Below are 25,449 nucleotides of genomic sequence, written 5' to 3'. Positions count from 1 at the left end.
CGATACTTGCCGGCACAAGCAGCAGCAGCGCAATCCCCGCCGCAAGCAAGCGGTACATGCGTGGCCTTATTTGGCGGCGGAGGCGGCTTTCTTCATTGCCACCTTGTGATGACGGGCTGCGGCCTTTTTGTGATGCGCCTTTTTGTGCAGCACTTTCTTGTGGACCATTTTTTGCGCCGCCGCCTGGGTGGCAACCGGCTTGGCGGTAGTTACCGGCTTGGCGGCATCGGCGGCAAAACCGGCCATGGAGCTCAGGCCCATAACGGCGGCAACGGTCAGTGCGGTGAAGGTTTTCATGCTGTTTACTCCTGGGGTGGTGAACACGTATCCGGGTAGCGGCGATCCGCCTTGCCCTTGACACCATGCTAGGCGTCCACCGCGCCACGGTCTGTTGGGCATCTGTTTCCGGGTGTTATCGCCGCCGCGCCAGTGTTACCCCGCGTTACAGCACCCCAAAAAGCTTGCGGCCAACCCAGAGAGGTTGGCCGCATCGCATGTGGCTGGTTGCCGACGGCAGGCGCGCTTAGCCCTGCTTCAGCAGTCGTGCCGCATCCAGTGCAAAGTAGGTGAGAATGCCGTCGGCACCGGCGCGCTTGAATGCCAGCAGGCTTTCCAGCATGCACTTCTCTTCATCCAGCCAGCCGTTCTGGGCGGCAGCCTTCAGCATCGCGTATTCGCCGGACACCTGGTAGGCGTAGGTCGGTACCTTGAAGTGGTCCTTCACGCGGCGGATCACGTCCAGGTAAGGCATGCCCGGCTTGATCATCACCATGTCGGCACCCTCCTCCAGATCCATCGCCACTTCGTACAGCGCCTCGTCGATATTGGCCGGGTCCATCTGGTAGGTGTACTTGTCGGCCTTGCCCAGGTTGGCCGCGGAGCCCACCGCATCGCGGAACGGGCCATAGAAGGCGGAGGCGTACTTGGCGCTGTAGGCCAGGATTTTGGTATGGATGAAGCCTTCGTCTTCCAGCGCGCTGCGGATAGCGCCGATGCGGCCATCCATCATGTCGGACGGGCCAAGCACGTCGGCGCCGGCAGCAGCGTGGCACAGGCCCTGCTGCACCAGGATCTCGGTGGTTTCATCGTTCAGCACGTAGCCGCTGTCATCCAGGATGCCGTCCTGGCCATGCACGGTGTACGGGTCCAGCGCCAGATCGGTCATGATGCCCAGCTGCGGAAAGCGCGCCTTCAGTTCGCGCACCACGGTAGGCACCAGGCCATCCGGGTTGAAGGCTTCCTCGCCGGAATTGTCCTTGCCGGTTTCGATCACCGGGAAGATCGACAACATCGGGATACCCAGCTGCACCGCCTGTTCCGCGGTGTACAGCAGCTTGTCCAGGCTCTGGCGCACCACGCCCGGCATCGACGCCACCGGCTGCTCGCGGCCCTCGCCTTCCAGCACGAATACCGGGTAGATCAGGTCGTTGCTGGTCAGCACGTTTTCGCGCATCAGGCGGCGGGAGAAATCGTCACGGCGCATGCGGCGCAGGCGGGTAGCGGGAAAGTAGCGATTGGTAAACATAGGCAGCGCTTTCGGCAATGGGATAACAAATCGGCAAGCAAGATAACAAAGCTGGACCACATCGCCCAGCCCTGGTTCCGGCTTTCTTGCTGCGGCGCAAACTTGGCCGCGACAACAGCGGCAGCTAGGGCTTTTTCTGCGGCCAGTCGTCGTCCTCGTCATCGTCCTGCTTGTCGGTGGCGTAGGTACCCGGAATCACCCCCGGCGGCAGCTTGATCGGCCCCTGCTTCTTCGACAGACGCGCCAGTGTGCTGATCACGGTAACGATGGGGCCGACGATGATCAGCACCCAGAACCAGGTGGAATGCAGCAAATCCATGATGTTGGCCCGAAATGAAAAAACGCCGGGAAGCCCCGGCGTCAAAGTTGTTTACGCGGATCGCGGCAAGGGTATCACAACACCTTGTCGTATACCGGCTGGCCGCCGTGCTTGCGCTCTTCGTCCAGGTTGTCTTCCGACTGGTGGCCGGCCCAGTAGTCGGCATTCTTGATGCCGAGCTTTTCCGGGTGGAACACCGGGTCCAGGCCCTGCGCCTTCTGTGCTTCGTAGTCGCGCAGCGCAATGAAGGCCGGTTTCTGCAGCAGCAGAATGGCGGTGATGTTCAGCCATGCCATCAGACCCACACCGATATCGCCCAGGCCCCAGGCCAGGTCGGCAGTCTTCACGGTGCCATACACGGTGGAAGCCATCAGTGCCAGCTTCAGCACCAGAGTCAGCCACGGGCGGTTGATCTTGCGGTTGATGTAGGCAATGTTGGTTTCGGCAATGTAGTAGTAGGCCACGATAGTGGTGAAGGCGAAGAAGAACAGCGCCACTGCCACGAAGATGGAACCGAAGCCCGGCATGATGTTTTCCATCGCCGTCTGGGTGTAACCCGGGCCGGCAGCCACACCGGCAATACCGCTGTACAGCGCCTTGCCATCCGGGCCCTGCACGTTGTACTGGCCAGTGATCAGCAGCATGAAGGCGGTAGCGGAACACACGAACAGGGTGTCAACGTATACCGAGAACGCCTGCACCAGGCCCTGCTTGGCCGGGTGAGATACAGCAGCGGCGGACGAGGCGTGCGGGCCGGTACCCTGGCCAGCTTCGTTGGAGTAGACACCACGCTTCACGCCCCACTGGATCGCCATGCCGAGGATGGCGCCAAAGCCGGCGTCAAAACCAAATGCGCTGTTGAAGATCAGCGACAGCACATGCGGCAGTTCACCGATATTCAGCGCCACGACCACGCAGGCCACCAGGATGTAGCCCAGCGCCATGAACGGCACCACGATTTCGGCAAAGGAGGCGATACGCTTCACGCCACCAAAGATGATGAAGCCCAGTACCAGTGCCAGTACCGCGGCAGTCACGTTCGGGTCGATGCCCAGCGCGTTCTGCAGACCGGCAGCAATCGAGTTGGACTGGGTGCCCGGCAGCAACAGGCCGCAGGCAAAGATGGTGGCAATGGCAAAAACCAGCGCATAGCGCTTCATGCCCAGGCCTTTTTCGATGTAGAAGGCCGGACCACCGCGATATTCGCCGTTGATCTTTTCCTTGTAGATCTGGCCGAGGGTGGATTCCACGTAAGCGGAGCTGGCGCCGAGGAAGGCAACCATCCACATCCAGAACACGGCACCGGGACCGCCGAAGGTGATGGCGGTGGCAACACCGGCAATGTTACCGGTACCCACGCGGCCTGCCAGAGTCATGGCCAGTGCCTGGAAGGAGGACACGCCGCTGTCGCTGGACTTGCCATCGAACATCAGGCGGATCATTTCGCCAAAGTGGCGTACCTGCGCAAAACGGGTGCGCAGCGAGAAGAACAGGCCAACGCCCAGGCAAAGGAAAATCAGCCCTTTGCTCCAGATCCAGCCATTCAGGAAATCTACGATTTCTTGCATGAATACTCCTAACGATTCAGTGTTGTGCTGTCCCGAAACGGGAGGCCCCCTGTCAAGGAGCCGGTTTCGCGCGAGTCTTGTTGCCCGCTGCGAAGGCGCAACCATACTGAAACATTTGCAGTCGCACTAGGTAGGCTGGATACATTAGCCATTATTTGTCAGACAATCGGCGTTAGGCCGCACAACATTGCGTTACAAAAGCAGATCGCGCCGCCTGCAACGCAGTACGGCGCGATCTTTTTGCAACACCATTACGGCTGACTTAGCCGAAAAAGTCTTTCAGCTTGTCCATGAACGACTTGGTGCGCGGGCTGTGGGTGGCAACATCGCCCTGGCTGATGGCCTCGAACTCGCGCAGCAATTCCTTCTGCCGCTCGGTCAGCGCCACCGGGGTTTCCACCACCACGTGGCACATCAGGTCGCCGTAGTCGCTGCCGCGCACCGACTTCACCCCCTTGCCACGCACACGGTACACGCGGCCAGACTGGGTTTCCGCCGAGATCTTCACCTTCACCATGCCGTCCAGGGTCGGAATCTCCACCTCGCCGCCCAGCGCCGCGGTGGCAAAGCTGATCGGCATTTCGCAATGCAGGTCGCGGCCGTCACGCTCGAACACGCTGTGCTTCTTGACGTGGGTAACCACGAACAGGTCGCCCGGCGGGCCGCCGTTCTGGCCCGGTTCGCCCTCACCCGCCAGGCGGATGCGGTCGCCCTCGTCCACGCCGGCCGGAATCTTCACGTTCAGCGTCTTGTGGGTCTTCACCTGGCCAGCGCCGTGGCACTTGTGGCACGGGTCGGTGATTTCCTTGCCGCTGCCGTGACAGGTCGGGCAGGTCTGCTGGATGGAGAAGAAGCCCTGGCTCATGCGCACCTGGCCGTGACCGCCACAAGTGCGGCAGGTCTTGGGCTGGGTGCCCGGCTTGGCGCCGGAGCCATTACACACATCGCAGTTCTCGTGCGACGGAATGCGGATCTGCTTCTCGCAGCCACGCGCGGCTTCTTCCAGCGTGATTTCCATGTTGTAGCGCAGGTCGGATCCGCGATACACATTGGAACGGCCGCCACCACCACGCGCGCCACCGCCGAAGATGTCGCTGAAGATGTCGCCGAAATCGAAGCCGCCAAAGCCGGCACCACCGCCGCCCATGCCGGCCTGCGGGTCCACCCCAGCGTGGCCGTACTGGTCGTACGCTGCGCGCTTCTGGTTATCGGACAGGATCTCGTAGGCTTCCTTCACCTCCTTGAACTTGTCCTCGGCTTCCTTGCTGTCCGGATTGCGGTCCGGGTGGTACTTCATCGCCAGCTTGCGATAAGCCTTCTTGATGTCGTCGTCCGAGGCATCGCGGTTGACGCCGAGTACCTCGTAGAAATCCTTTTTCGCCATGCTGTATCACCTTGCGCCAACCGTAAGGGTTGGCCGAGCTTGTTTACCAAGCCCTGCCGCCTGGCGGAAGGGCTTTGTGATGAAAACAGGAAGGCTGCCGAAGCCAGGGCTTACCAGGAGCGGCCCGGCTTTGCCGGGTCCGGTAAACACCCCGGTAGGAACGTAGTCAGCAGCCTGTGCCAACCCAAGGGTTGGCCGCATATCAAGGAAAAGGCACAGCACCCCGTAGGGCCTGTGCCTTGATGCCGGTAGTGAAGCTTACTTCTTCACTTCTTCAAACTCGGCATCGACCACGTTGCCGTCGTCCTTCTTGCCATCGGCCGGCTGGGCTTCGGCGGCGCCTTCTTCGCCTTTGTCGGCGTACATGTGCTCGGCCAGCTTGTGCGAGGCGGTCATCAGTGCCTGAACCTTGGCATCGATGGCTTCCTTGTCGTCGCCCTTGATCACTTCTTCGGCTTCTTTCAGCGCGGCTTCGATCGCGGTCTTCTCGTCGGCGGAGATCTTGTCGCCGTACTCGGTCAGCGATTTCTTCACGCTGTGGATCAGGCCTTCACCCTGGTTGCGGGCCTGTACCAGCTCGTGCAGCTTCTTGTCTTCCTCGGCGTTCAGCTCGGCGTCACGCACCATCTTCTGGATTTCCTCTTCGGACAGACCGGAGGAAGCCTGGATGGTGATGTTGGCCTGCTTGCCGGTGGCCTTGTCCTTGGCGGACACGTGCAGGATGCCGTTGGCGTCGATGTTGAACTCAACTTCGATCTGCGGCACGCCACGCGGTGCAGCCGGGATATCGCCCAGGTTGAACTGACCCAACGACTTGTTGGCCGCAGCCTTTTCACGCTCGCCCTGCAGCACGTGGATGGTTACCGCGGTCTGGTTGTCATCGGCAGTGGAGAAAGTCTGCGATGCCTTGGTCGGGATGGTGGTGTTCTTGGCGATCAGCTTGGTCATCACGCCGCCCAGGGTTTCGATACCCAGCGACAGCGGGGTAACGTCCAGCAGCAGCACGTCCTTGCGGTCGCCGGACAGTACCGAACCCTGGATAGCAGCGCCCACGGCCACGGCTTCGTCCGGGTTCACGTCCTTGCGCGGCTCCTTGCCGAAGAAGGCCTTCACGGCTTCCTGTACTTTCGGCATACGGGTCTGACCGCCCACCAGGATCACGTCGGTGATGTCGCCCAGCGAAACGCCGGCATCTTTCAGTGCCACGCGGCACGGCTCGATGGAACGTTCGATCAGGTCATCCACCAGGCTTTCGAACTTGGCGCGGGTGATCTTCATCGCCAGGTGTTTCGGGCCGGTGGCATCCATGGTGATGTACGGCAGGTTCACTTCGGTCTGGGTAGCGGAGGACAGCTCGATCTTGGCCTTTTCCGCGGCTTCCTTCAGACGCTGCAGTGCCATTACGTCGTTCTTCAGATCAACGCCCTGTTCTTTCTTGAACTCGGTAACGATGTAGTCGATCACGCGCTGGTCGAAGTCTTCACCGCCCAGGAAGGTGTCGCCGTTGGTGGACAGCACTTCGAACTGGTGCTCGCCGTCTACGTCGGCGATTTCGATGATGGATACGTCGAAGGTACCGCCGCCCAGATCGTATACGGCGATCTTGCGGTCACCCTCCTGCTTGGCCAGGCCAAAGGCCAGCGCGGCAGCGGTCGGTTCGTTGATGATGCGCTTCACTTCCAGACCGGCGATGCGACCGGCGTCCTTGGTGGCCTGGCGCTGGCTGTCGTTGAAGTAGGCCGGTACGGTAATCACGGCTTCGGTCACTTCTTCGCCCAGGTAGTCCTCGGCAGCCTTCTTCATCTTGCGCAGCACTTCAGCGGAAATCTGCGGCGGAGCCATTTCCTTGTCGCGTACCTGTACCCAGGCATCGCCGTTGGAGGCTTTCTTGATCTGGAAAGGCATCAGGTCGATGTCTTTCTGCACTTCCTTGTCTTCGAAGCGGCGGCCGATCAGGCGCTTCACCGCGTACAGGGTGTTCTTCGGGTTGGTTACCGCCTGGCGCTTGGCCGGTGCACCCACCAGGATTTCGCCGTCTTCCATGTAGGCGATGATGGACGGAGTGGTGCGTGCGCCTTCGGCGTTTTCGATCACTTTCGGCTGGCCGCCTTCCACTACTGCCACGCAGGAGTTGGTGGTGCCCAGGTCAATACCGATGATTTTGCCCATGTTCAATCTTCCTATGCTTTTTAACTGGTATTTGGCGCCGCGAACGTTGGCCGCAGCCGCCGGTTGAGTTGTCAGATATTGGCTATCGCCACAATTTCAAGAGGGACTTGAGTGGCCTTCAGGCTTTCGGCTTGGCTACCACCACCATTGCCGGGCGCAGGATGCGGTCGGCCAGCAGGTAGCCCTTCTGCATCACGCGCAGCACGGTGCCGCTCTCGGCATCGGACTCCTCCTGGCTGATGGCCTGGTGTTTGTGCGGATCCAGCTTCTCGCCCAGCGGGTTGATTTCGCTGATCTGGCCCTTCTCGAACGCCGACACCAGCTGCTTCAGGGTGAGGTCCACGCCGAACTTGAGGTTTTCGAACTGGCCGGACTGGTCCAAAAGCGCCATTTCCAGGCTGTCTTTAACTGCCAGCAGTTCGGAGGCGAACTTCTGGGTGGCAAATTTCTGTGCGTTGACCACATCCTCGGCGGCGCGGCGACGCATGTTTTCGGTTTCGGCCTTGGCGCGCAGACACTGGTCTTTCCACAGCATCACCTCGGCTTCCAGCGCGGCAATGCGCTGTTCCGGCGTCTGCTCCACCGCGTCAGCGGTCTGCCCGGCGGCGGCATCATTCTGTGCAAGCACTTCTTCTGCTTGGGGATTCTGGTTTTCCTGCATGGCGCATCCATTTGGGTGAAGTCATAAACACCTTCGCCATATAAGGCCATCGCCGGACATTTCAAGCCCCGGACTTTACAAACTAAATGCTCGTTTAATTACATTTTTTTTCGCATTGCACAAAAACCACAATGCGAAAATATTCGTTTTTGCACACACTTGTTAGCTTTTGAAAACAAAGGATTTTTTTTGTGCTGCAGTGCACACAAGGCAAAATTTCTGTGATTAAATGACCTCACAACAGCGCTACTGCACGGCCCGCCAGCCCCTTTACCCGGGCGGTTTCCGGCAGTAAAACCCGCCGCAAAACGGCAGGTGCGGACGCATAGACAAGCCGGCAAGACCGGCATGCAACAGAAAACTGGGAGCGCCGGAATATCCGGCAAAACGAAACTATCAAGTGAAGGGTTCATCACCATGACGACTCGTGAACAACGCATCGCCGCCATCCAGAAAGACTGGGACGAAAATCCGCGCTGGAAGGGTATCAAGCGTGGCTACACTGCCGCCGACGTGGAGCGCCTGCGCGGCTCCGTACAGGTTGAGCACACCCTGGCCCGCAATGCAGCCAACAAGCTGTGGAACCTGGTGAACACCGAGCCCTACATCAACTGTCTGGGCGCCCTGACCGGCGGCCAGGCCATGCAGCAGGTAAAGGCCGGCATCAAGGCCATCTACCTGTCCGGCTGGCAGGTTGCCGCCGACAACAACGAATACGCCGCCATGTACCCGGACCAGTCGCTGTACCCGGTTGACTCGGTACCGAAAGTGGTTGAGCGCATCAACAACGCCTTCACCCGCGCCGACGAAATCCAGCATTCCAAGGGTATCGAACGCGGCGACGCTGGCTACATCGACTACTACGCGCCGATCGTTGCCGACGCCGAAGCCGGTTTCGGCGGCGTACTGAACGCCTACGAACTGATGAAGGCGATGATCCGCGCCGGTGCCGGTGGCGTGCACTTCGAAGACCAGCTGGCATCCGTGAAGAAATGCGGCCACATGGGCGGCAAGGTACTGGTACCGACCCAGGAAGCAGTTCAGAAGCTGATCGCCGCCCGTATGGCTGCCGACGTATACGGCGTGCCGACCCTGGTGATCGCACGTACCGATGCCGAAGCCGCCGACCTGCTGACCAGCGACTGCGACGAGCGTGATCGTCCGTTCCTGACTGGCGAGCGCACTGCCGAAGGCTTCTACAAGACCAAGAAAGGTCTGGAGCAGGCCATCAGCCGCGCCGTATCCTACGCCGAGTACGCCGACCTGGTATGGTGCGAAACCGGCACCCCGGATCTGGAATTTGCCCGCAAGTTCGCCGAGGCAGTACACGCCAAGCACCCGGGCAAAATGCTGGCCTACAACTGCTCGCCGTCTTTCAACTGGAAGAAGAACCTGGACGATGCCACCATCGCCAAGTTCCAGCGCGAGCTGGGCGCCATGGGCTACAAGTACCAGTTCATCACCCTGGCTGGCATCCACAACATGTGGTACAACATGTTCGATCTGGCACAAGACTACGTGGCTCGCGGCATGTCCGCCTACGTTGAGAAGGTGCAGGAGCCGGAATTCGCGGCCCGCGATCGTGGCTACACCTTCGTGTCGCACCAGCAGGAAGTGGGCACTGGCTACTTCGACGACATCACCACCGTGATCCAGGGCGGCAAGTCCTCGGTTACCGCGCTGACCGGTTCCACCGAAGAAGAGCAGTTCCACTAAGCCGTACACCTTTCGACATCAAACGGCGACTCGACCCCGCCGTCTGCGTCAAAAGCAAAACCCCCGTCTCCAGACGGGGGTTTTGTCTTTTGCAGCTTGCGGCCAATTTTGGCCGCAAGCATCACGCCTTGTAGTAGGCCATCGACAAGGTGTCGCTGGTGGGCACGCTACGCTTTGCCCACCCTACGGGCTGGCAGAACCAAACCGACTCGCCCCAAGCCCGTTGGCGCGAGCCGGGCAAAACGGTGCGCCCCAGGTCTTAAGCCGCCGCATGTCTGAGCCGCGCGACGGTAGCGCGCGGCGAGTTCGGCGGCGCCTGGGGCGTGCCATTTTGCACGGGGTTTCGAGCAGTCCCAATAGATATCAGGGGGCGCCTTTTCTTTGGGTACTTTCTTTTGGCGACGCAAAAGAAAGTACCCCGTCCGCCGGGCGGAACCGGCGCCAAAATCATCATCCGCGCAGCGGATTCAACACCAGCATCAACATCCACCAAAGAAAATGCCGCCCACTTATTAAGGTGAGCGGCATTGCTGGCTGCAGGCATGCGGCCAACCTTGGCCGCATCGCGCATTACGCCTTGTGCAGATGCGAACGCTGGCGCGAGTAGCCGAAGTACACCACCAGGCCGATCACCAGCCAGGCCACGAAGCAGATCCAGGTCAGCGCCGACAGCTGCGCCATCAGGAAGCCGCAGAACAGCATCGCCAGTGCCGGTACATACGGTACGCCGGGGCAGTGGAACTTGCGCGGCAGGTCCGGTTCGCGCTTGCGCAGCACAATGATGGCAGCGGCAATCAGGGTGAAGGCGGCCAGGGTGCCGATGTTCACCAGCTCGGCCAGGGTGCCCAGCGGCACAAAGCCGGCGATCAGCGCGATGATGCTGCCAATCAGCCAGGTAGCCTTGTACGGCGTGCCGTACTTCGGATGCACCTCGGAGAACACCTTGGGCAGCAGGCCATCGCGCGACATGGCGAACAGGATGCGGGTCTGGCCGTAGGTCATCACCAGGATCACGGTCAGCATGCCGAGGATGGCACCGAGATCGACGAAACCGGCGAACCAGTCCAGCTTGGCCACCTGCAGCGCCAGCGATACCGGGTGGTCGATGCCCTTGAACTGCATGAACGGCACGATGCCGGTCATGATGGCGGACACGATCACGTACAGTAGCGAGCAGATCGCCAGCGACCACAGCACGCCACGCGGAATATCCTTCTCCGGGTTCTTCACCTCTTCGGCCGCGCAGGTCACCGCGTCAAAACCGAGGAAGCTGAAGAACACGATGGCCGCCCCCTGGAATACCCCGCTCATGCCGTACGGCAGCGCCGGGTTCCAGTTGGCCGGCTGCACATGCCACACCGCGATGATGATGAACAGCAGCACCACGGCCACCTTGATCAGCACCACGATGTTGTTCACCTTCTTCGATTCCTTGATGCCGAATGCCAGCAGCGCAGTAATCAGCAAGGCAATGGCGAAGGCCGGCAGGTTGAATACGGTTTCCACGCCGGGGCGCGCGCCGGCGGCGGCGGTCAGCGCATCCGGCAGGTGGATGCCAAAACCGGACAGCAGGCTCTGGAAGTAACCGGACCAGCCTACCGACACTGCGGCCGAGGCCAGCAGGTATTCCAGCATCAGGTCCCAGCCGATCATCCAGGCAATCAGCTCGCCCAGCGTGGCATAAGCATAGGTATAGGTGGAGCCGGACACCGGCAGCATGGAAGCGAATTCGGCATAGCACAGCGCGGCAAAGCCGCAGGCGATGGCACCGATCACGAAGGACAACACCAGCCCCGGGCCGGCCACGGTGGCGCCGGTACCGGTCAGCACGAAAATGCCGGTACCGATGATGGCGCCAATGCCCAGCATGGTGAGATCAAAGGCGGATAGTTCCTTGCGCAGCACACCCGCGCCCTGCGATGCCGCCAGCATCTGGCGTACATCTTTCTTGCGTAACAAACTCATGTCTTGTCCCTTTTCACCAGTCGTACAAGCTCTTAGAGCCTGATAGCGCTGTTGTTTGTGATGTGATGGCGACGCGCTGGTCAGACGCATCGCGCAGGGGCGCGACTATGCCGCAACGCAACAACGGCTTCAAGCGGCCAACTGCGGTCGGTATTTTGTATCCATACTACAATAAACCAGTTTATCGGGCAGAAATGCCCGTCGACAGCAAATGTGACGACACATCGCGCCACGATATGCCAATTTGCAGCAGATCACTGCAAATGTGTCAGCCATCGTGCAACTGCCGTTTTTGTGCGACGCCAGGCGTTGGCGCTACGCGGAGAGCACGGCACTAGGCATAAAAAAGTAAAAGATGTTGTCGGCAACAGCGTATTTTTCCGCCACCGGCATGGCGGTAAACTACTGTCGGACAAGCAAGAGTGCGCCAGAGCGCACCAGGCCCGGCCAGCGCGCCGGACGGACAATCAAGGAGAGACAATGGCACTGCAACTGCAGCCGGGGCTGGAACTTCTCGCGCCGCTCAAACCCGCGCACCAGGCCCTGCTCAGCACCGAGGCGCTGGCCTTCATCGCCATGCTGCACCGCCAGTTTGAGCCACGCCGCCGCGCGTTGCTGGCGCTGCGCCAGCAACGGCAGGCCGAGCTGGACGCTGGCAAGCTGCCGGACTTCCTGCCGGAAACCGCCGCCATCCGTGACGGCGACTGGCAGATCGCCCCGCTGCCGGCCGAGTTGCTGGATCGCCGCGTGGAGATCACCGGCCCGGCCGAGCGCAAGAGCATGATCAATGCGCTGAATTCCGGCGCCAGCTGCTTCATGGCCGATTTCGAAGATGCCATGAGCCCTGGCTGGGCCAACATCATCCACGGGCACCAGAATATGTGCGATGCCTGGCGTGGCAGCATCAGCCACCACGCGCCGGATGGCCGCCACTACCAATTGAATACCAGCCCGGCCACGCTGATGCTGCGCCCGCGCGGCTGGCACCTGCCGGAAAAACACCTGCGTATCGATGGCCAGCCGGTGTCAGCGGCGCTGTTCGACTTCGGCCTCAGCTGTTTCCACAACGCCACACTGCTGCACGGTCAGGGACGCGGCCTCTACTACTACCTGCCCAAGCTGGAAAACCACCTGGAAGCACGCTTGTGGAACGAGGTGTTCCTGGCGGCGCAGCAGGCACTGGCGTTGCCGGTGGGCAGTATCCGTGCCACGGTGCTGATCGAGCACCTGTTGGCCGCATTCGAGATGGACGAGATCCTGTATGAGCTGCGTGAGCACAGCGCCGGGCTGAACGCCGGGCGCTGGGACTACATCTTCAGCTGTATCAAGAGCTTTCGCCAGGTACGCCACTTCTGCCTGGCAGACCGCGAGCAGATCGGCATGACAGTGCCGTTCATGCGCTCCTACGCGCTGCTGCTGCTCAAGACCTGCCACCGCCGCGGCGCGCCGGCCATCGGCGGCATGTCGGCACTGACGCCGATCAAGCACGATGTTGCGGCCAACGAGCGGGCATTGGCGGCGATCCGCGCCGACAAAGAGCGCGAAGCGCGTGATGGCTACGATGGCAGCTGGGTAGCGCACCCGGCACTGGTGCCGTTGGCGTTCGAAGCCTTTCGCAGCGTAATCGGCGATGCGCCCAACCAGCTGCAACGCCAGCGCGAACACGTGGTGGTGACCGCCGCCGACCTGCTGAACTTCCAGCCGGAGGCACCGATCACCGAGCAGGGGCTGCGCAACAATATCAGCGTCGGCCTGCAGTACCTGGGCGCCTGGCTCAGCGGCAATGGCTGCGTGCCCATCCACAACCAGCTGGAAGAGGCCGCCACCGCCGAGATCGCCCGCGCCCAGCTGTGGCAATGGCTGCACAGCCCCAAAGGCATGCTGGATGATGGCCGCAAGGTCAGCCCGGCCCTGCTGCGCGACCTGGCCACCGACGAGATCAATCGCCTGCAGGCGGAGTACGGCAGCCGCTGGAGCCGCCATTTCGAGGATGCCGCCCAGCTGTTCGACCTGCTGATCACCAGCGAGGAATTCATCGATTTCTTCACCCTACCCGGCTACGAGTACTTGGATTAAGCCGGCACCAACCGCGGCGCTGTATCCGCGCGACTACATAATTCGCCAGCATCCACCCGCCTGCGCACCCCGCGCTGGCGGGTTTTTCTTTCCAGGCGCCAGACCGGGGCAGATCGCACCAAATGGATACAATATTTGAAATAATATTGCTTTGCACAATCTGAAACACCGGGCACTTTGGAATATGATTGCGCATCATCGCATCGCAACATTCCAAAGGAATATCCATGCACGCCGTATCCCGTCGCACCCTGCTGGCCCTGACCCTGGCTGCCAGCCTGTCGCCGTTTGCCCTGGCTGCCGAACAGAAATCGGTAGCGGTAACCGCCATTGTCGACCACCCGGCACTGGATGCCGCGCGCAAGGGCATCGAAGACGAGCTGAAGGCGGCCGGTTTCGAACCGGGCAAACAGATCAAGTACCAGTACCAGAGCGCGCAGGGCAACCCGGCTACCGCCGCGCAGATCGCCCGCAAATTCGTGGGCGATGCCCCGGACGTGATCGTGGCCATCGCCACCCCCAGCGCCCAGGCAGCAGTCGCAGCCACCCGCTCGATTCCGGTGGTATTCACCGCGGTGACCGACCCGGTAGCCGCCAAGCTGGTACCGGGCTGGAGCGCCAGCAAGACCAACGTGACCGGCGTATCCGACAAGCTGGTGCTGGCACCGCAGATCGACCTGATCGGCAAGGTGAAGCCGGGCGCCAAGCGCATCGGCATGGTGTACAGCCCGGGTGAGGTGAACTCGGTGGTGGTAGCCAAGGAGCTGAAGGCCGAGCTGGCCAAGCGCGGCATGAGCCTGGTGGAAGCGCCGGCACCGCGCACCGTGGACGTGGCCCCGGCCGCCAAGAGCCTGATCGGCAAGGTGGACGCCATCTACACCAGCACCGACAACAACGTGGTTTCCACCTATGAATCGCTGGTGGCCGTGGCACAGCAGGCCAAGCTGCCGCTGGTAGCCGCAGATACCGATTCGGTTAAGCGTGGCGCCATTGCCGCGCTGGGCCAGAACTACTACGACATCGGCCGCCAGACCGGCAAGCTGGTGGTACGCATCCTGAAAGGCGAGAAGCCGGGCAACATTGCCCCGCAACTGGGCGAGAAGCTGTCGCTGTCGCTGAATCCGGCCGCCGCGCAGAAACAGGGCGTAAGCCTGAGCCCGGCACTGCTGAAGCAGGCACAGGAAACCGTGAAGTAACACCGCACCGTTGGCCGCATACCCTGCGGCCAACCTGCCAGACAAACGCGCAGCCCGCCGCTGCGCATTTTCATTTCTTGTTGTCTGAAAGAAAGTCCTATGACACTGATCGCGCTGATGGGCGCGCTGGAAATCGGCCTGATCTTTGCGCTGGTGGCGCTGGGTGTGCTGATTTCCTTCCGCATCCTCGATTTCCCCGACCTGACCGCCGACGGCAGCTTCCCGCTGGGCGGTGCCGTGGCCGCCACGCTGATTGCCGGCGGTCATGACCCGTGGCTGGCCTGTGGCGTGGCCACGCTGGCCGGCGCCGCTGCCGGCCTCACCACCGCCTGGCTGAACGTGCGGCTGAACATCCTGCAGCTGCTGGCTTCCATCCTGGTGATGATCGCGCTGTACTCCATCAACCTGCGCATCATGGGTGCGCCGAACATGCCGCTGATCGGCAGCCCCACCATTTTCAGCCCGCTGATCGGCGATAACTTCGATATCGCCTGGCAGGTGCAGCCGGCACTGCTGGCGGCAGTGATCGTGGTGGCCAAGCTAGGGCTGGACGTGTTCTTTGCCTCGCAGACTGGCCTCGCCATGCGTGCCACCGGCGCCAATGCGCGCATGTCGCGCGCGCAAGGCATCGCTACCGAGCGTATGGTGCTGGCCGGCATGGCACTGTCCAATGCGCTGATCGCGCTGGCTGGCGCGCTGTACGTGCAGACCCAGGGCGGCGCCGACGTATCGATGGGCGTAGGCACCATCGTGGTGGGGCTGGCGGCGGTGATCATCGGTGAAACCCTGCTGCCCTCGCGCAAGCTGTGGGTGATCACCCTGGCCACCGTGCTGGGCGCGCTGCTGTACCGGTTGCTGATCGCGGTGGCGCTGAACGCCGACTTCATCGGCCTGCAGGCACAGGATCTGAACCTGATCACCGCATTGCTGGTGGGCTTTGCCCTGGTATTGCCGAAACTGAAAGCCAAATTTGCCCGCAAGGCCGGAGGAAAGCACTGATGCTGCGCGCCGACAATCTGTTCAAGACCTTCAACCCAGGCACACCGATCGAGAACCCGGTACTGCGCGGCCTGTCGCTGCAGATCGACAGTGGCCAGTTCCTCACCGTGATCGGCAGCAATGGCGCCGGCAAGTCCACCTTCCTCAACGCACTGGCCGGCGACGTGATCGTCGACAGCGGCAGCCTGAGCATCGATGGTCAGGACGTGACGCGCACCCCGGGCTGGCAGCGCGCCGGCATGGTGGCGCGGGTATTCCAGGACCCGATGGCCGGCACCTGCGAAAACCTCAGCATCGAGGAAAACATGGCGCTGGCCTATGCCCGCGGCCGCAAGCGCGGCCTGGGCGCAGCGCTGAACCGCGAGCTGCGCGAACTGTTCCGCGAGCGGCTGGCCACGCTGAAGCTGGGGCTGGAAAACCGCCTGCCGGATCGCATGGGCCTGCTGTCCGGCGGCCAGCGCCAGGCGGTAAGCCTGCTGATGGCCAGTCTGCAGCCGTCGCGCATCCTGCTCTTGGACGAGCACACCGCCGCGCTGGACCCGAAAACCGCCGCCTTCGTGCTGGAGCTGACCGACCGCATCGTGCACGAGAACAAGCTCACCGCGCTGATGGTCACCCACTCCATGCGCCAGGCGCTGGATCACGGCCATCGCACCGTGATGCTGCACCAGGGCCGCGTGGTGCTGGACGTGGCCGGCGACGAGCGCGCGCGCATGCAGGTGGCCGACCTGCTGGCGATGTTCGAGAAAACCCGCGGCGAAGCCATCGACGACGACGCGCTGCTGCTGGGCTGACGTGCCCGGCAAGGTCGGTGTCGCCCCGCTGCGGCACCGGCAGTCCAGCCCTCAGAACATGCATGTCTGTTGCGGCCAACCGCAGCGCAGTTGCAGGAAACACCGTTCCATGCCGTGGACATGGCGCGGTATGATGCCAAGCAACGTGGCCGCAACCAGGTGTGCAGCAGCCCGCCATTGTTGATGGCATCGCTGCCGCAGTGAACCTGTCATCCCCGGCTGCGGTCTGACTGCGCTCAACCTTATCCCGGGAGCCCTCATGCATACCCTGATCCGCGGCAGCCTGCTGCTGTGCTGCCTGCTGCCCGCCACCGGCGCTCTTGCCGACAACGGCACAATTCTCAACCTTTCGGCCAGTGCGCAACGCGAACTGGCCAACGACGAAGTCACCGCCAGCCTGTACATCCAGGATCGCCAGGCGCAGCCGGCACTGCTGGCAGACCGCCTCAACAAGGCACTGGCACGCGCCCGTGCCGAATCCGCCGCCTTCAAACAGGTGGAATTCAGCAGCGGCAGCTACAACAGCTGGCCGGACTATGGCCGCGACGGCAAGATCCAGGGCTGGCAAGGTCGCGCGCAGATCCGCCTCAAGAGCAGCGACTTCACCGCCAGTGCCGAGCTGGTGGCGCGGCTGCAGAAATTCATGCTGCTGGAAAACGTGCAGTTCGGCGTGGCGGATCGCAGCCGCCGCCTGGCCGAAGACCAGCTGATCCCGGAAGCCATCGCCGCCCTGCAGGCACAGGCCGCAGCTGCCGGCAAGGCACTGGGGCGCAACCGGCAGCAGGTGCTGGAACTGAGCATCGGCAATGTGCAGGCACCGCCGCCACAACCGATGCTGCGTGCCAAGGCCATGCTGGCGGATGCACAGGCGGCGGAAGTGACTGCACCGGACTGGCAACCGGGCAACAGCCAGGTACAGCTGAGTGTGACGGGTCGTATCGAATTGCAATGATATCCGGCATAAGGATAATCAACGCCGGCCTTTTGATTGGCCGGCGCTTACGCTAAATTAGACCCTGGTCCCCCTCACCGCCACACGTGTCCCACACCATGAAACTGATCGCCTCGCTTACCAGCCCCTATGCCAGAAAGGTCCGCATCGTTCTGGCGGAAAAGAAGATCGACTGCCCGCTGCAGCTGGATATTCCGTGGGAAGCCGGTTCCGTTGTTACCGACTTCAACCCGCTGGGCAAGGTGCCGGTGCTGGTAATGGATGACGGCAGCACGCTGTATGACTCGCGCGTGATTGCGGAATACCTGGACGGCAGCTCGCCGGTAGCGCGGCTGCTGCCGCAGGACAACAAGCGCTTGTTGATCGAAACCCGTCGCTGGGAAGCGCTGGCCGATGGCATTTGTGATGCTGCGGCCAACATCGTGCTGGAAAACCGCCGCCCCGCCGCGCAGCAAAGCCAGGAATGGATCGCCCGTCAGCTGGGCAAGGTCAACCGCGGCCTGGAAGCACTGTCTGGCATGCTGGGCGAGCGCAGCTGGTGCAATGGCGAAGCCTACAGCCTGGCCGATATCGCCACCGGCTGCGCGCTGGGCTACCTCGACTTCCGTTTCCCGCAACTGGACTGGCGTAGTGACTACCCCAACCTTGCAGCGCTGGAGGAAAAGCTGGCGGCTCGGCCATCATTTGCGGAAAGCGTGCCACCCGCCGCCTGAATGGTAGCGCTGCCGATTTTCAATCAGCCACCCGGCAAAATCATGCTGCTTCAATGAAGCAGCATTTTTTACGTGCATTTTTTCTGCACCCGTCTATGCTGAATTCAGGTTAGGGTCCCTCGAAAAACCCAGATTTCTAAGCGAGACAAGGCGCGAACGAAAAATGTCGACGCAGCATATGTTTGATATGTAAGGAGACATTTTTCGTAAGCAACGCAGTATCGCGACGAAAGCGGGAGTTTTTCGAAGTGCCCGTTAGCCACAAGCAAGCATACGCGGGAGCTGACATCATGAGACTCGAACACTTCAATCACGTTGCCAACCTGATCGGCCTGAAGAAAAAATCGCGCGAAGCCGTGTGGCTGATGGAGATAGACGGCATGACCGGCTATGCCGCCTCCAAGCAGCTGGATATCAGTCAATCTACCGTCTCGCGTGCCCATGCCCGCTTCCGGCGGGCGCTGAATGAAATCAACGCGCTTTCTCCCTACCTGCCCTTGTAACACCAGCCGTGAGGCCACCCGCCCGTGGGTGGCCTCACGGCTTCAAAACACGGCACTACGCACCGTACCGTCAAACTGCAGACAGTCGTCCACCCGCCGTCTTTGCACCACTCCCAGCTCCGCCAGTGGCCAGTAGCGCCAGGTCAGATGCTCGTCACTGAGCCGCAGCCGTGCTGCTACCGGCAGATGGCAGCGAAAGATGCACACCTGCGATTGATAGGCTGCGTGGTAGTAGATGCCGGAAAGGTAGGCGATGCTCACCTCTAACCCAAGCTCCTCGCGACATTCACGCAGCAGCGCCTGATGCACGGTCTCCCCCGGCTCCAGTGCGCCACCAGGCAGGCCCCAGCTACGGTCGCCATAGCTAGCCTGCAATAGCAGCACCCGGCCCTGTCCATCGGTAATCACTGCATGGCAACTCATGCGGAATTTGTCTTCAAATGCCATAAACCCACCGCAGCCTATCGATACCTTGAGGATAATGTCGTATTCCGGCCACTTGGAAAAATTCAGGCACGGACAGCACACTTTTTTCACAAAAACTATTGACGCGCCAGGCATCGATCCGTATAGTTCGCGTCTCTCGCAAGTCAACGACAAACGAGAAACAGCGCACCCGTAGCTCAGTTGGATAGAGTATCTGGCTACGAACCAGAGGGTCGGGCGTTCGAATCGCTCCGGGTGCGCCAGCTGTCCCCATCGTCTAGAGGCCTAGGACACCGCCCTTTCACGGCGATAACCGGGGTTCGAATCCCCGTGGGGACGCCAACAACGCACCCGTAGCTCAGTTGGATAGAGTATCTGGCTACGAACCAGAGGGTCGGGCGTTCGAATCGCTCCGGGTGCGCCAGCTGTCCCCATCGTCTAGAGGCCTAGGACACCGCCCTTTCACGGCGATAACCGGGGTTCGAATCCCCGTGGGGACGCCAGGATTCGACAATCAAGCCACCGCAAGGTGGCTTTTTTGTTTGCCATTCCCCTGTTCCGATGCGGCCAACCCTGCCACCACCATATAGCCAGCAAACCGCATTGCTGCGTCCTTTCATAGCATAACGATATATATATTCAGTCTTTTGCTAGCCGCCGCCACTCCGGTACATTGCCACTGCCGGACAATCCGGCGGCCGCTGCGGCCTGTATCGAAGTCAACTGATCAAGAAACGAGTGCCACGATGAAAATCAGTCAGGAAAGGCTTACCCACCTCAAGCAACTGGAAGCCGAGTCCATCCACATCATCCGCGAAGTCGCCGCCGAATTCGAAAACCCGGTGATGCTGTACTCCATCGGCAAGGATTCCGCCGTGATGCTGCATCTGGCACAGAAAGCCTTCGCCCCCGGCAAGCCGCCGTTTCCGCTGATGCACGTGGACACCACCTGGAAGTTCAAGGACATGATCGCGCTGCGCGACAAGCAAGCACGCGAACACGGCTGGGACCTGATCGTGCACGTGAACCAGGAAGGCGTGGACGCCGGCATCAACCCGTTCACCGCCGGCAGCGCCAAGCACACCGACGTGATGAAGACCGAGGGCCTGAAGCAGGCGCTCAACAAGTACAAATTCGACGCTGCCTTTGGCGGCGCGCGCCGCGACGAGGAAAAATCCCGCGCCAAGGAGCGCGTGTACTCCTTCCGCGACAAGAACCACCGCTGGGACCCGAAAAACCAGCGCCCGGAGCTGTGGAACATCTACAACTGCCGCATCAACAAGGGCGAAAGCATCCGCGTGTTCCCGCTGTCCAACTGGACCGAGCTGGACATCTGGCAGTACATCTTCCTGGAAAACATCGAGATCGTGCCGCTGTACTTTGCCGACGAGCGCCCGGTGATCGAGCGTGACGGCACGCTGATCATGATCGACGACGATCGCATCCTGCAGTACCTGAGCGAGGAAGAGAAGGCGAAGATCCAGACCAAGCGCGTGCGCTTCCGCACCCTGGGCTGTTACCCGCTGACCGGCGCGGTGGAATCCTCCGCCACCAGTCTGCCGGAGATCATCCAGGAAATGCTGCTGACCAAGACCTCCGAACGCCAGGGCCGCGTGATCGACCACGATTCGTCCGGCTCGATGGAGAAGAAGAAGATGGAAGGCTACTTCTAAGCCGCCGTTTCCTTACCACGCATACCGAATTCCAGAGGTTGGCCGCAAGCGGCCAACCTTGCTGATGCAAGGCACTAGCTCATGGCACACCAATCCGACCTGATCTCCAGCGACATCCTGGCCTATCTGAAACAGCACGAAAACAAGGACTTGCTGCGTTTCATCACCTGCGGCAACGTCGACGACGGCAAATCCACGCTGATCGGCCGCCTGCTGCATGACTCCAAGCTGATCTTCGAAGACCAGCTGGCCGCCATCCAGCGCGACTCCAAGAAGTACAACACCACTGACCAGGAAATCGACCTGGCACTGCTGGTGGACGGCCTGCAGGCCGAGCGCGAGCAAGGCATCACTATCGACGTGGCCTACCGCTACTTCAGTACCGACCGTCGGAAGTTCATCATTGCCGACTGCCCGGGCCACGAGCAGTACACCCGCAACATGGCCACCGGCGCCTCCACCTGCAACCTGGCGGTGATCCTGATCGATGCCCGCTACGGCGTGCAGACCCAGACCCGCCGCCACAGCTACATCGTGAGCCTGTTGGGCATCAAGCACGTGGTAGTGGCCATCAACAAGATGGACCTGGTGGACTTCGACCAGACGGTGTTCGACCGCATCCGCGCCGAATACACCGCCTTTGCGGCCAACCTGGACATCCCGGACATCCGCTTCGTGCCGATCTCCGCCCTGCGCGGCGACAACGTGGTGAACCGCACCGACAGCGCACCGTGGTACGACGGCCAGACGCTGATGGACATCCTGGAAAGCGTGGAGATCGACCACGACGTGAAGCTGCCGGCCTTCCGTCTGCCGGTACAGTACGTGAATCGCCCCAACCTGGACTTCCGCGGCTTCTGCGGCACCGTGGCCGCCGGCGAGATCCGCCCCGGCGACCGCGTGCGCGTGCTGCCGTCCGGCAAGGAAAGCAACGTCAAATCCATCGTGGTATACGAGGGCGAGCTGGCGCTGGCCCATACCGGCCAGGCCATCACCCTGACGCTGAGCGACGAAATCGACATTTCGCGCGGTGACACCATCGTGCGCGCCGACGAGCAGCAGCCGGAAGTCAGCCAGGGCGTGGAAGCCCACTTGGTGTGGATGGACGAGGCCCCGCTGCAGGTAGGCAAGGAATACCTGTTCAAGCTGTCCGGCAAGAGCGTTACCGGCCGCGTGGAGCGCATCGTGCACCGCGTGGACGTGAACACCCTGGACGCCTTCGAAGCCGAAAAACTGCAGCTGAACGAAATCGGTCTGGTGCGCATCGGCTTCAACACCCCGGTGGTATTCGACCCCTACCGCGACAGCCGCGCCACCGGCAGCCTGATCGTGATCGACCGCCTGAGCAACGCCACTTCCGGCGCCGGCATGATCCGCAGCGCCGCCAGCGTAGCCGGCCCCAGCGAGCATGACGAGCTGGCGCGTTTCAAGGCATTCGAAGTGGAACTGAACGCACTGGTGCGCAAGTACTTCCCGAGCTGGGAAGCGCGCGATATCAGCAAGCTGCTCTGAGCGCAGCGCAATTCAGACCGAAAGGCGGAATCCAGGCGGATTCCGCCTTTTTCTTTATTGGCCGGCCTGCCTGCTCCCGGCCTGAGCTGGCATCACCGCACAACACGGTACGCAGTGCTTACCCGCAGTTGCGGCACATGCTGGTAAACTGCCGCCCTTTCCGGGTCACAACACGACAGAGCACAAAGGGCAACGCCGCGCCCCGGAACGCGAGCCTGCGCCCGTATTTACAGGATTCCCCATGTCCACCAAACGCCTGCTACCCACTGTCGGCGCGCTACTGGCCGGCATGCCGCTGCTGGCCCACGCCGGCGTGAACGGCGCCGAGCTGTCCGCCATCTGGGCCGTGCCTTTCGCCGGCATGCTGTTGTCCATTGCGCTGCTGCCACTGTTTGCGGCCAACATCTGGCACCACCACTTCGGCAAGATCGCCGCCGGCTGGGCCCTGGCCTTTGCCCTGCCGTTTGCCAGCAGCCACGGCCTGGGGCTGACGCTGCATGAAATCGCCCACACCCTGGCGCTGGAATACGTTCCGTTCATCATTCTGCTGGTGGCGCTGTTCACCGTGGCCGGCGGCATCTATGTGCGCGGCAACCTGCATGGCTCGCCGCTGCTGAATACCAGCTTTCTCGGCATCGGCACCCTGCTGGCCAGCTTTACCGGTACCACCGGCGCCTCCATGTTGCTGATCCGCCCCCTGCTGCGGGCCAACGACAACCGCCGCTACAAGACCCACGTATTCGTGTTCTTCATATTCCTGGTCGCCAATATCGGCGGTTCGCTGACGCCGCTGGGCGACCCGCCGCTGTTCCTGGGCTTTCTGAAAGGCGTGGGCTTTGGCTGGACCATGCAGCACATGCTGTTGCCGATGCTCAGCGCCAGCGCCATCCTGCTGCTGGCCTTCTATCTGCTGGATCGCCACTACTACCACAAAGAGGAAGACCTGCCGCCACTGCCGGACCCGACGCCGGATTCGCGCGTCAGCCTGCTGGGCAAGGTGAATCTGCTGCTGCTGGCAGCCATTGTCGGCGCCGTGCTGCTGTCCGGTGTCTGGAAGCCGGGCATCAGCTGGCAGATTTTTGGTCTGGACATCGAATTGCAGAACGTGGTGCGGGATGTGCTGCTGCTGGCCATCGCCGGCCTGTCACTGTGGCTCACCCCCGGCAACTGCCGCCAGGCCAATGCCTTCAACTGGGGGCCGATGCTGGAAGTGGGCAAGTTGTTCGCCGCCATCTTCATCACCATGATCCCGGTGCTGGCGATGCTGAAAGCCGGCCAGCAAGGTGCCTTCTCCAGCCTGGTGGGCATGGTGAGCCAGGCTGACGGCAGCCCGGTGAACAGTGCCTATTTCTGGCTCACCGGCGCGCTGTCCAGCTTCCTCGACAACGCCCCGACCTACCTGGTGTTCTTCAACCTGGCCGGTGGTGATGCGGTACAGCTGATGGGCCAGGGCGCGCAGACCCTGTTGGCAATCTCGGCCGGCGCGGTATTCATGGGCGCCAACAGCTATATCGGCAATGCCCCCAACTTCATGGTGAAGGCCATTGCCGAGGAACGCGGCGTGCGCATGCCCAGCTTCTTCGGCTATATCGGCTGGGCGCTGTGCTGCCTGATTCCCACCTTTATCCTGCTGACTTTCCTGTTCTTCTAAACGCTTGCGGCCAAGCAGATAGTTGGCCGCAAGATGCAACAAAGCCGCCATCAAGGCGGCTTTGAGAGTGTTGACAAAGACCTTTTGCACCGCAAAAGGTCTTTGTTTTGTAAACAGGAAGGCTGCCGATGCAAAGACTCAGCAGGAGCGGCCCGGCTTTGCCGGGTCCGGCGGCATGTAAATGGGCAGTTTGTCAGCAGCCTTAAGCCGCCATCAAGGCGGCTTTGTCATATCTGGCAGCAAGCCGTTCAGGCGCGGTAGCTGGTGCTGGTCATCAGCCGGGCGCTAAGCTTCATCATGCCGCGCACCGGTGCCGGCAGTTTGGCCGCGCCGAACGCATGCGCCATGTCGGCATGCTTGAGCTCGTCTTCGTGCATCTGCGCCACGATGGCGCGACTGCGTGCATCCTGCGATGGCAGCTCGCTCAGGTGGCTCTGCAGATGCGCGCCCACCTGGTGCTCGGTTTCTTCCAGGAAGCCCAGATTCCACTTGTCACCCAGCATGCCGGCAGCCACACCGATGGCCAGGGAGCCGGTATACCACAGCGGGTTGAACAGGCTGGGGCGGCCACCCAGCTCGCGGATACGCTGCTCGGTCCACGCCAGGTGCTCCACCTCCTCGAAGGCTGCATGCCGCAAGGCCTCGCGCGCGGCCGGGTCACGCGCAGTCAACGCCTGGCCCTGGTACAGCGCCTGCGCGCAGACTTCACCGCAGTGATTCACGCGCATCAGCCCCAGTGCGTGCTGCTTTTCTTCTTGGCTCAGCTCGGCTTCGGCCACTTGGTGATCCGGATGCGGGCGGGCACTGTGTGCCGGCGCAAACAGCGTGCGCAGGCCACGGTCGAATTCGGTAATCAGGGTATCTAGCATCATGCACGGTGATGAAGGTCATCAATAGTGGCAATTATACCCTGCCCTGCCTGCTGGTATAATCCCGGCGTTATTGTTTTCAACCTCGCGCAAAAGGACTCCTCGCATGAACATCGACCTCATCGGCCCGGGCAAAGACATGCCGAACGACTTCAACGTCGTGATCGAAATCTCCGCCAACGCAGCGCCGATCAAGTACGAATTCGACAAGGAAAGCGGCGCCATCATGGTTGACCGCTTCATGGGTACTTCCATGATGTACCCGGCCAACTACGGCTTCGTACCGCAGACCCTGGCTGGCGATGGCGATCCGGTTGACGTGCTGGTGGTAACCCCGTTCCCGCTGCCGCCGGGCGTGGTGATTCGCGTTCGCGCACTGGGCATGATCAAGATGGAAGACGACGGCGGCGTGGATGCCAAGCTGGTGGCCGTGCCGGTGGAAAAGCTGTGCCCGATGTACAAGGACATCCAGAAACTGGAACACCTGCCGCAGCTGCTGCGCGACCAGATGGTGCACTTCTTCGAGCACTACAAGGATCTGGAAAAGGGCAAGTGGGTGAAGATCCAGGGCTGGGGCTCGCTGGAAGACGCCACCCGCGAACTGGTGGAAGGCATCGAGCGCGCCAAGCAGGCCTGATCGCTGCAAGGTGCAAGAAAAAAGCCGGAGCATGCTCCTAATGCCGTTCACTTAAGCAAGTGGACGGCATTTTTCATGGTGCGAATCTTGCTCATATCCCGGCCAAGTTAACTCTGACACTCTGGCTCCAATGGTTGGCAA

General features: G+C 61.5%; 22 protein-coding genes and 4 tRNA genes. 16 read left to right on the top strand and 10 right to left on the bottom strand.

Annotated features, from left to right (window positions below; translation table 11 throughout):
* Positions 1 to 66: 66 nt before the first annotated feature.
* From ACFOKJ_RS00130 to grpE, 7 genes are all read right to left on the bottom strand, one after another.
* A complete protein-coding gene (locus tag ACFOKJ_RS00130) occupies positions 67 to 297 on the bottom strand; it encodes a hypothetical protein (RefSeq protein ID WP_390275939.1) in 231 nt (76 codons plus the stop codon).
* A gap of 226 nt (positions 298 to 523) precedes the next feature.
* The gene (gene hemB, locus ACFOKJ_RS00125) at positions 524 to 1,525 is read right to left on the bottom strand and encodes a porphobilinogen synthase (RefSeq protein WP_390275937.1); all 1,002 of its coding nucleotides are present in this window, start codon (positions 1,523 to 1,525) and stop codon (positions 524 to 526) included.
* A gap of 124 nt (positions 1,526 to 1,649) precedes the next feature.
* Positions 1,650 to 1,844, bottom strand: coding sequence for a hypothetical protein (locus ACFOKJ_RS00120; protein WP_390275935.1), 195 nt, complete (start codon positions 1,842 to 1,844; stop codon positions 1,650 to 1,652).
* A gap of 74 nt (positions 1,845 to 1,918) precedes the next feature.
* Positions 1,919 to 3,412 (bottom strand): alanine/glycine:cation symporter family protein, encoded by a 1,494-nt coding sequence (locus tag ACFOKJ_RS00115; protein WP_390275933.1) that lies wholly within the window; start codon positions 3,410 to 3,412, stop codon positions 1,919 to 1,921.
* 262 nt (positions 3,413 to 3,674) lie between these two features.
* Positions 3,675 to 4,796: a molecular chaperone DnaJ gene (gene dnaJ, locus ACFOKJ_RS00110; protein WP_390275931.1), complete on the bottom strand. Its 1,122-nt coding sequence runs from the start codon at positions 4,794 to 4,796 to the stop codon at positions 3,675 to 3,677.
* A 258-nt stretch (positions 4,797 to 5,054) separates the two neighbouring features.
* Entirely contained in the window at positions 5,055 to 6,965 is a 1,911-nt protein-coding gene (dnaK, locus tag ACFOKJ_RS00105; protein WP_390275929.1) for a molecular chaperone DnaK, read from the bottom strand.
* Between the two features lie 118 nt (positions 6,966 to 7,083).
* Entirely contained in the window at positions 7,084 to 7,626 is a 543-nt protein-coding gene (gene grpE / locus ACFOKJ_RS00100) for a nucleotide exchange factor GrpE (protein WP_390275927.1), read from the bottom strand.
* A 417-nt stretch (positions 7,627 to 8,043) separates the two neighbouring features.
* Between grpE and aceA the strand changes: the two genes are divergently transcribed.
* The gene (gene aceA / locus ACFOKJ_RS00095; RefSeq protein ID WP_390275925.1) at positions 8,044 to 9,342 is read left to right on the top strand and encodes an isocitrate lyase; all 1,299 of its coding nucleotides are present in this window, start codon (positions 8,044 to 8,046) and stop codon (positions 9,340 to 9,342) included.
* A gap of 570 nt (positions 9,343 to 9,912) precedes the next feature.
* Here the strand turns inward: aceA and ACFOKJ_RS00090 are convergent.
* Entirely contained in the window at positions 9,913 to 11,307 is a 1,395-nt protein-coding gene (locus tag ACFOKJ_RS00090) for an amino acid permease (RefSeq protein WP_390275923.1), read from the bottom strand.
* Positions 11,308 to 11,787: 480 nt separating this feature from the next.
* Here ACFOKJ_RS00090 and aceB point away from each other — a divergent pair, with 480 nt between their 5' ends.
* The 7 genes from aceB (at position 11,788) to ACFOKJ_RS00055 (ending at position 18,540) form a co-directional block, all read left to right on the top strand.
* A complete protein-coding gene (aceB, locus tag ACFOKJ_RS00085; protein WP_390275921.1) occupies positions 11,788 to 13,383 on the top strand; it encodes a malate synthase A in 1,596 nt (531 codons plus the stop codon).
* A 227-nt stretch (positions 13,384 to 13,610) separates the two neighbouring features.
* Entirely contained in the window at positions 13,611 to 14,579 is a 969-nt protein-coding gene (locus ACFOKJ_RS00080; RefSeq protein WP_390275919.1) for an ABC transporter substrate-binding protein, read from the top strand.
* A 99-nt stretch (positions 14,580 to 14,678) separates the two neighbouring features.
* Complete coding sequence (locus ACFOKJ_RS00075; protein ID WP_390275917.1) at positions 14,679 to 15,578, top strand: ABC transporter permease; 900 nt, start codon at positions 14,679 to 14,681, stop codon at positions 15,576 to 15,578.
* Positions 15,578 to 16,372: an ABC transporter ATP-binding protein gene (locus ACFOKJ_RS00070; RefSeq protein WP_390275915.1), complete on the top strand. Its 795-nt coding sequence runs from the start codon at positions 15,578 to 15,580 to the stop codon at positions 16,370 to 16,372. The genes ACFOKJ_RS00075 and ACFOKJ_RS00070 overlap by 1 nt, the downstream gene beginning before the upstream one ends.
* 259 nt (positions 16,373 to 16,631) lie before the next feature.
* A complete protein-coding gene (locus ACFOKJ_RS00065; RefSeq protein ID WP_390275913.1) occupies positions 16,632 to 17,324 on the top strand; it encodes an SIMPL domain-containing protein in 693 nt (230 codons plus the stop codon).
* Between the two features lie 98 nt (positions 17,325 to 17,422).
* Positions 17,423 to 18,037: a glutathione S-transferase gene (locus ACFOKJ_RS00060; protein ID WP_390275911.1), complete on the top strand. Its 615-nt coding sequence runs from the start codon at positions 17,423 to 17,425 to the stop codon at positions 18,035 to 18,037.
* 290 nt (positions 18,038 to 18,327) lie between these two features.
* Entirely contained in the window at positions 18,328 to 18,540 is a 213-nt protein-coding gene (locus ACFOKJ_RS00055; protein ID WP_088966626.1) for a helix-turn-helix domain-containing protein, read from the top strand.
* Between the two features lie 42 nt (positions 18,541 to 18,582).
* Here the strand turns inward: ACFOKJ_RS00055 and ACFOKJ_RS00050 are convergent, their stop codons facing one another.
* Positions 18,583 to 18,963, bottom strand: a complete 381-nt coding sequence (locus ACFOKJ_RS00050) for an NUDIX hydrolase (protein ID WP_390275908.1) — start codon at positions 18,961 to 18,963, stop codon at positions 18,583 to 18,585.
* A gap of 189 nt (positions 18,964 to 19,152) precedes the next feature.
* Between ACFOKJ_RS00050 and ACFOKJ_RS00045 the strand changes: the two genes are divergently transcribed.
* From ACFOKJ_RS00045 to ACFOKJ_RS00015, 7 genes are all read left to right on the top strand, one after another.
* Positions 19,153 to 19,229 (top strand) — tRNA-Arg (locus tag ACFOKJ_RS00045).
* A 3-nt stretch (positions 19,230 to 19,232) separates the two neighbouring features.
* Positions 19,233 to 19,308 (top strand) — tRNA-Glu (locus ACFOKJ_RS00040).
* A 5-nt stretch (positions 19,309 to 19,313) separates the two neighbouring features.
* A tRNA-Arg gene (locus ACFOKJ_RS00035) sits at positions 19,314 to 19,390 on the top strand.
* 3 nt (positions 19,391 to 19,393) lie between these two features.
* A tRNA-Glu gene (locus tag ACFOKJ_RS00030) sits at positions 19,394 to 19,469 on the top strand.
* Positions 19,470 to 19,712: 243 nt separating this feature from the next.
* On the top strand, positions 19,713 to 20,639 hold the full coding sequence (gene cysD / locus ACFOKJ_RS00025; RefSeq protein WP_390275906.1) for a sulfate adenylyltransferase subunit CysD: 927 nt from the start codon (positions 19,713 to 19,715) through the stop codon (positions 20,637 to 20,639).
* A gap of 81 nt (positions 20,640 to 20,720) precedes the next feature.
* On the top strand, positions 20,721 to 22,151 hold the full coding sequence (gene cysN, locus ACFOKJ_RS00020) for a sulfate adenylyltransferase subunit CysN (RefSeq protein ID WP_390275904.1): 1,431 nt from the start codon (positions 20,721 to 20,723) through the stop codon (positions 22,149 to 22,151).
* A gap of 241 nt (positions 22,152 to 22,392) precedes the next feature.
* Positions 22,393 to 23,802, top strand: coding sequence for a sodium:proton antiporter (locus ACFOKJ_RS00015; protein ID WP_390275902.1), 1,410 nt, complete (start codon positions 22,393 to 22,395; stop codon positions 23,800 to 23,802).
* Between the two features lie 248 nt (positions 23,803 to 24,050).
* On the opposite strand, the gene coq7 is transcribed toward ACFOKJ_RS00015, so the two are convergent.
* On the bottom strand, positions 24,051 to 24,671 hold the full coding sequence (gene coq7 / locus ACFOKJ_RS00010) for a 2-polyprenyl-3-methyl-6-methoxy-1,4-benzoquinone monooxygenase (RefSeq protein WP_390276013.1): 621 nt from the start codon (positions 24,669 to 24,671) through the stop codon (positions 24,051 to 24,053).
* A gap of 106 nt (positions 24,672 to 24,777) precedes the next feature.
* Here coq7 and ppa point away from each other — a divergent pair, with 106 nt between their 5' ends.
* Positions 24,778 to 25,308 (top strand): inorganic diphosphatase, encoded by a 531-nt coding sequence (ppa, locus tag ACFOKJ_RS00005; protein WP_390275900.1) that lies wholly within the window; start codon positions 24,778 to 24,780, stop codon positions 25,306 to 25,308.
* Positions 25,309 to 25,449 lie beyond the last annotated feature (141 nt).

The sequence above is a fragment of the Vogesella amnigena genome (genome assembly GCF_042648905.1).
Classification (GTDB): Bacteria; Pseudomonadota; Gammaproteobacteria; order Burkholderiales; family Chromobacteriaceae; genus Vogesella; species Vogesella amnigena.
Note: the sequence above shows the minus strand (reverse complement) of the source record. Positions and strands in the feature narration are given on the sequence as shown.

Coding starts and splice junctions, on each gene's coding strand:
- ACFOKJ_RS00130 (WP_390275939.1), bottom strand. CDS start 297: ATGAAAACCTTCACCGCACTGACCGTTGCCGCCGTTATGGGCCTGAGC.
- hemB (WP_390275937.1), bottom strand. CDS start 1,525: ATGTTTACCAATCGCTACTTTCCCGCTACCCGCCTGCGCCGCATGCGC.
- ACFOKJ_RS00120 (WP_390275935.1), bottom strand. CDS start 1,844: ATGGATTTGCTGCATTCCACCTGGTTCTGGGTGCTGATCATCGTCGGC.
- ACFOKJ_RS00115 (WP_390275933.1), bottom strand. CDS start 3,412: ATGCAAGAAATCGTAGATTTCCTGAATGGCTGGATCTGGAGCAAAGGG.
- dnaJ (WP_390275931.1), bottom strand. CDS start 4,796: ATGGCGAAAAAGGATTTCTACGAGGTACTCGGCGTCAACCGCGATGCC.
- dnaK (WP_390275929.1), bottom strand. CDS start 6,965: ATGGGCAAAATCATCGGTATTGACCTGGGCACCACCAACTCCTGCGTG.
- grpE (WP_390275927.1), bottom strand. CDS start 7,626: ATGCAGGAAAACCAGAATCCCCAAGCAGAAGAAGTGCTTGCACAGAAT.
- aceA (WP_390275925.1), top strand. CDS start 8,044: ATGACGACTCGTGAACAACGCATCGCCGCCATCCAGAAAGACTGGGAC.
- ACFOKJ_RS00090 (WP_390275923.1), bottom strand. CDS start 11,307: ATGAGTTTGTTACGCAAGAAAGATGTACGCCAGATGCTGGCGGCATCG.
- aceB (WP_390275921.1), top strand. CDS start 11,788: ATGGCACTGCAACTGCAGCCGGGGCTGGAACTTCTCGCGCCGCTCAAA.
- ACFOKJ_RS00080 (WP_390275919.1), top strand. CDS start 13,611: ATGCACGCCGTATCCCGTCGCACCCTGCTGGCCCTGACCCTGGCTGCC.
- ACFOKJ_RS00075 (WP_390275917.1), top strand. CDS start 14,679: ATGACACTGATCGCGCTGATGGGCGCGCTGGAAATCGGCCTGATCTTT.
- ACFOKJ_RS00070 (WP_390275915.1), top strand. CDS start 15,578: ATGCTGCGCGCCGACAATCTGTTCAAGACCTTCAACCCAGGCACACCG.
- ACFOKJ_RS00065 (WP_390275913.1), top strand. CDS start 16,632: ATGCATACCCTGATCCGCGGCAGCCTGCTGCTGTGCTGCCTGCTGCCC.
- ACFOKJ_RS00060 (WP_390275911.1), top strand. CDS start 17,423: ATGAAACTGATCGCCTCGCTTACCAGCCCCTATGCCAGAAAGGTCCGC.
- ACFOKJ_RS00055 (WP_088966626.1), top strand. CDS start 18,328: ATGAGACTCGAACACTTCAATCACGTTGCCAACCTGATCGGCCTGAAG.
- ACFOKJ_RS00050 (WP_390275908.1), bottom strand. CDS start 18,963: ATGAGTTGCCATGCAGTGATTACCGATGGACAGGGCCGGGTGCTGCTA.
- cysD (WP_390275906.1), top strand. CDS start 19,713: ATGAAAATCAGTCAGGAAAGGCTTACCCACCTCAAGCAACTGGAAGCC.
- cysN (WP_390275904.1), top strand. CDS start 20,721: ATGGCACACCAATCCGACCTGATCTCCAGCGACATCCTGGCCTATCTG.
- ACFOKJ_RS00015 (WP_390275902.1), top strand. CDS start 22,393: ATGTCCACCAAACGCCTGCTACCCACTGTCGGCGCGCTACTGGCCGGC.
- coq7 (WP_390276013.1), bottom strand. CDS start 24,671: ATGCTAGATACCCTGATTACCGAATTCGACCGTGGCCTGCGCACGCTG.
- ppa (WP_390275900.1), top strand. CDS start 24,778: ATGAACATCGACCTCATCGGCCCGGGCAAAGACATGCCGAACGACTTC.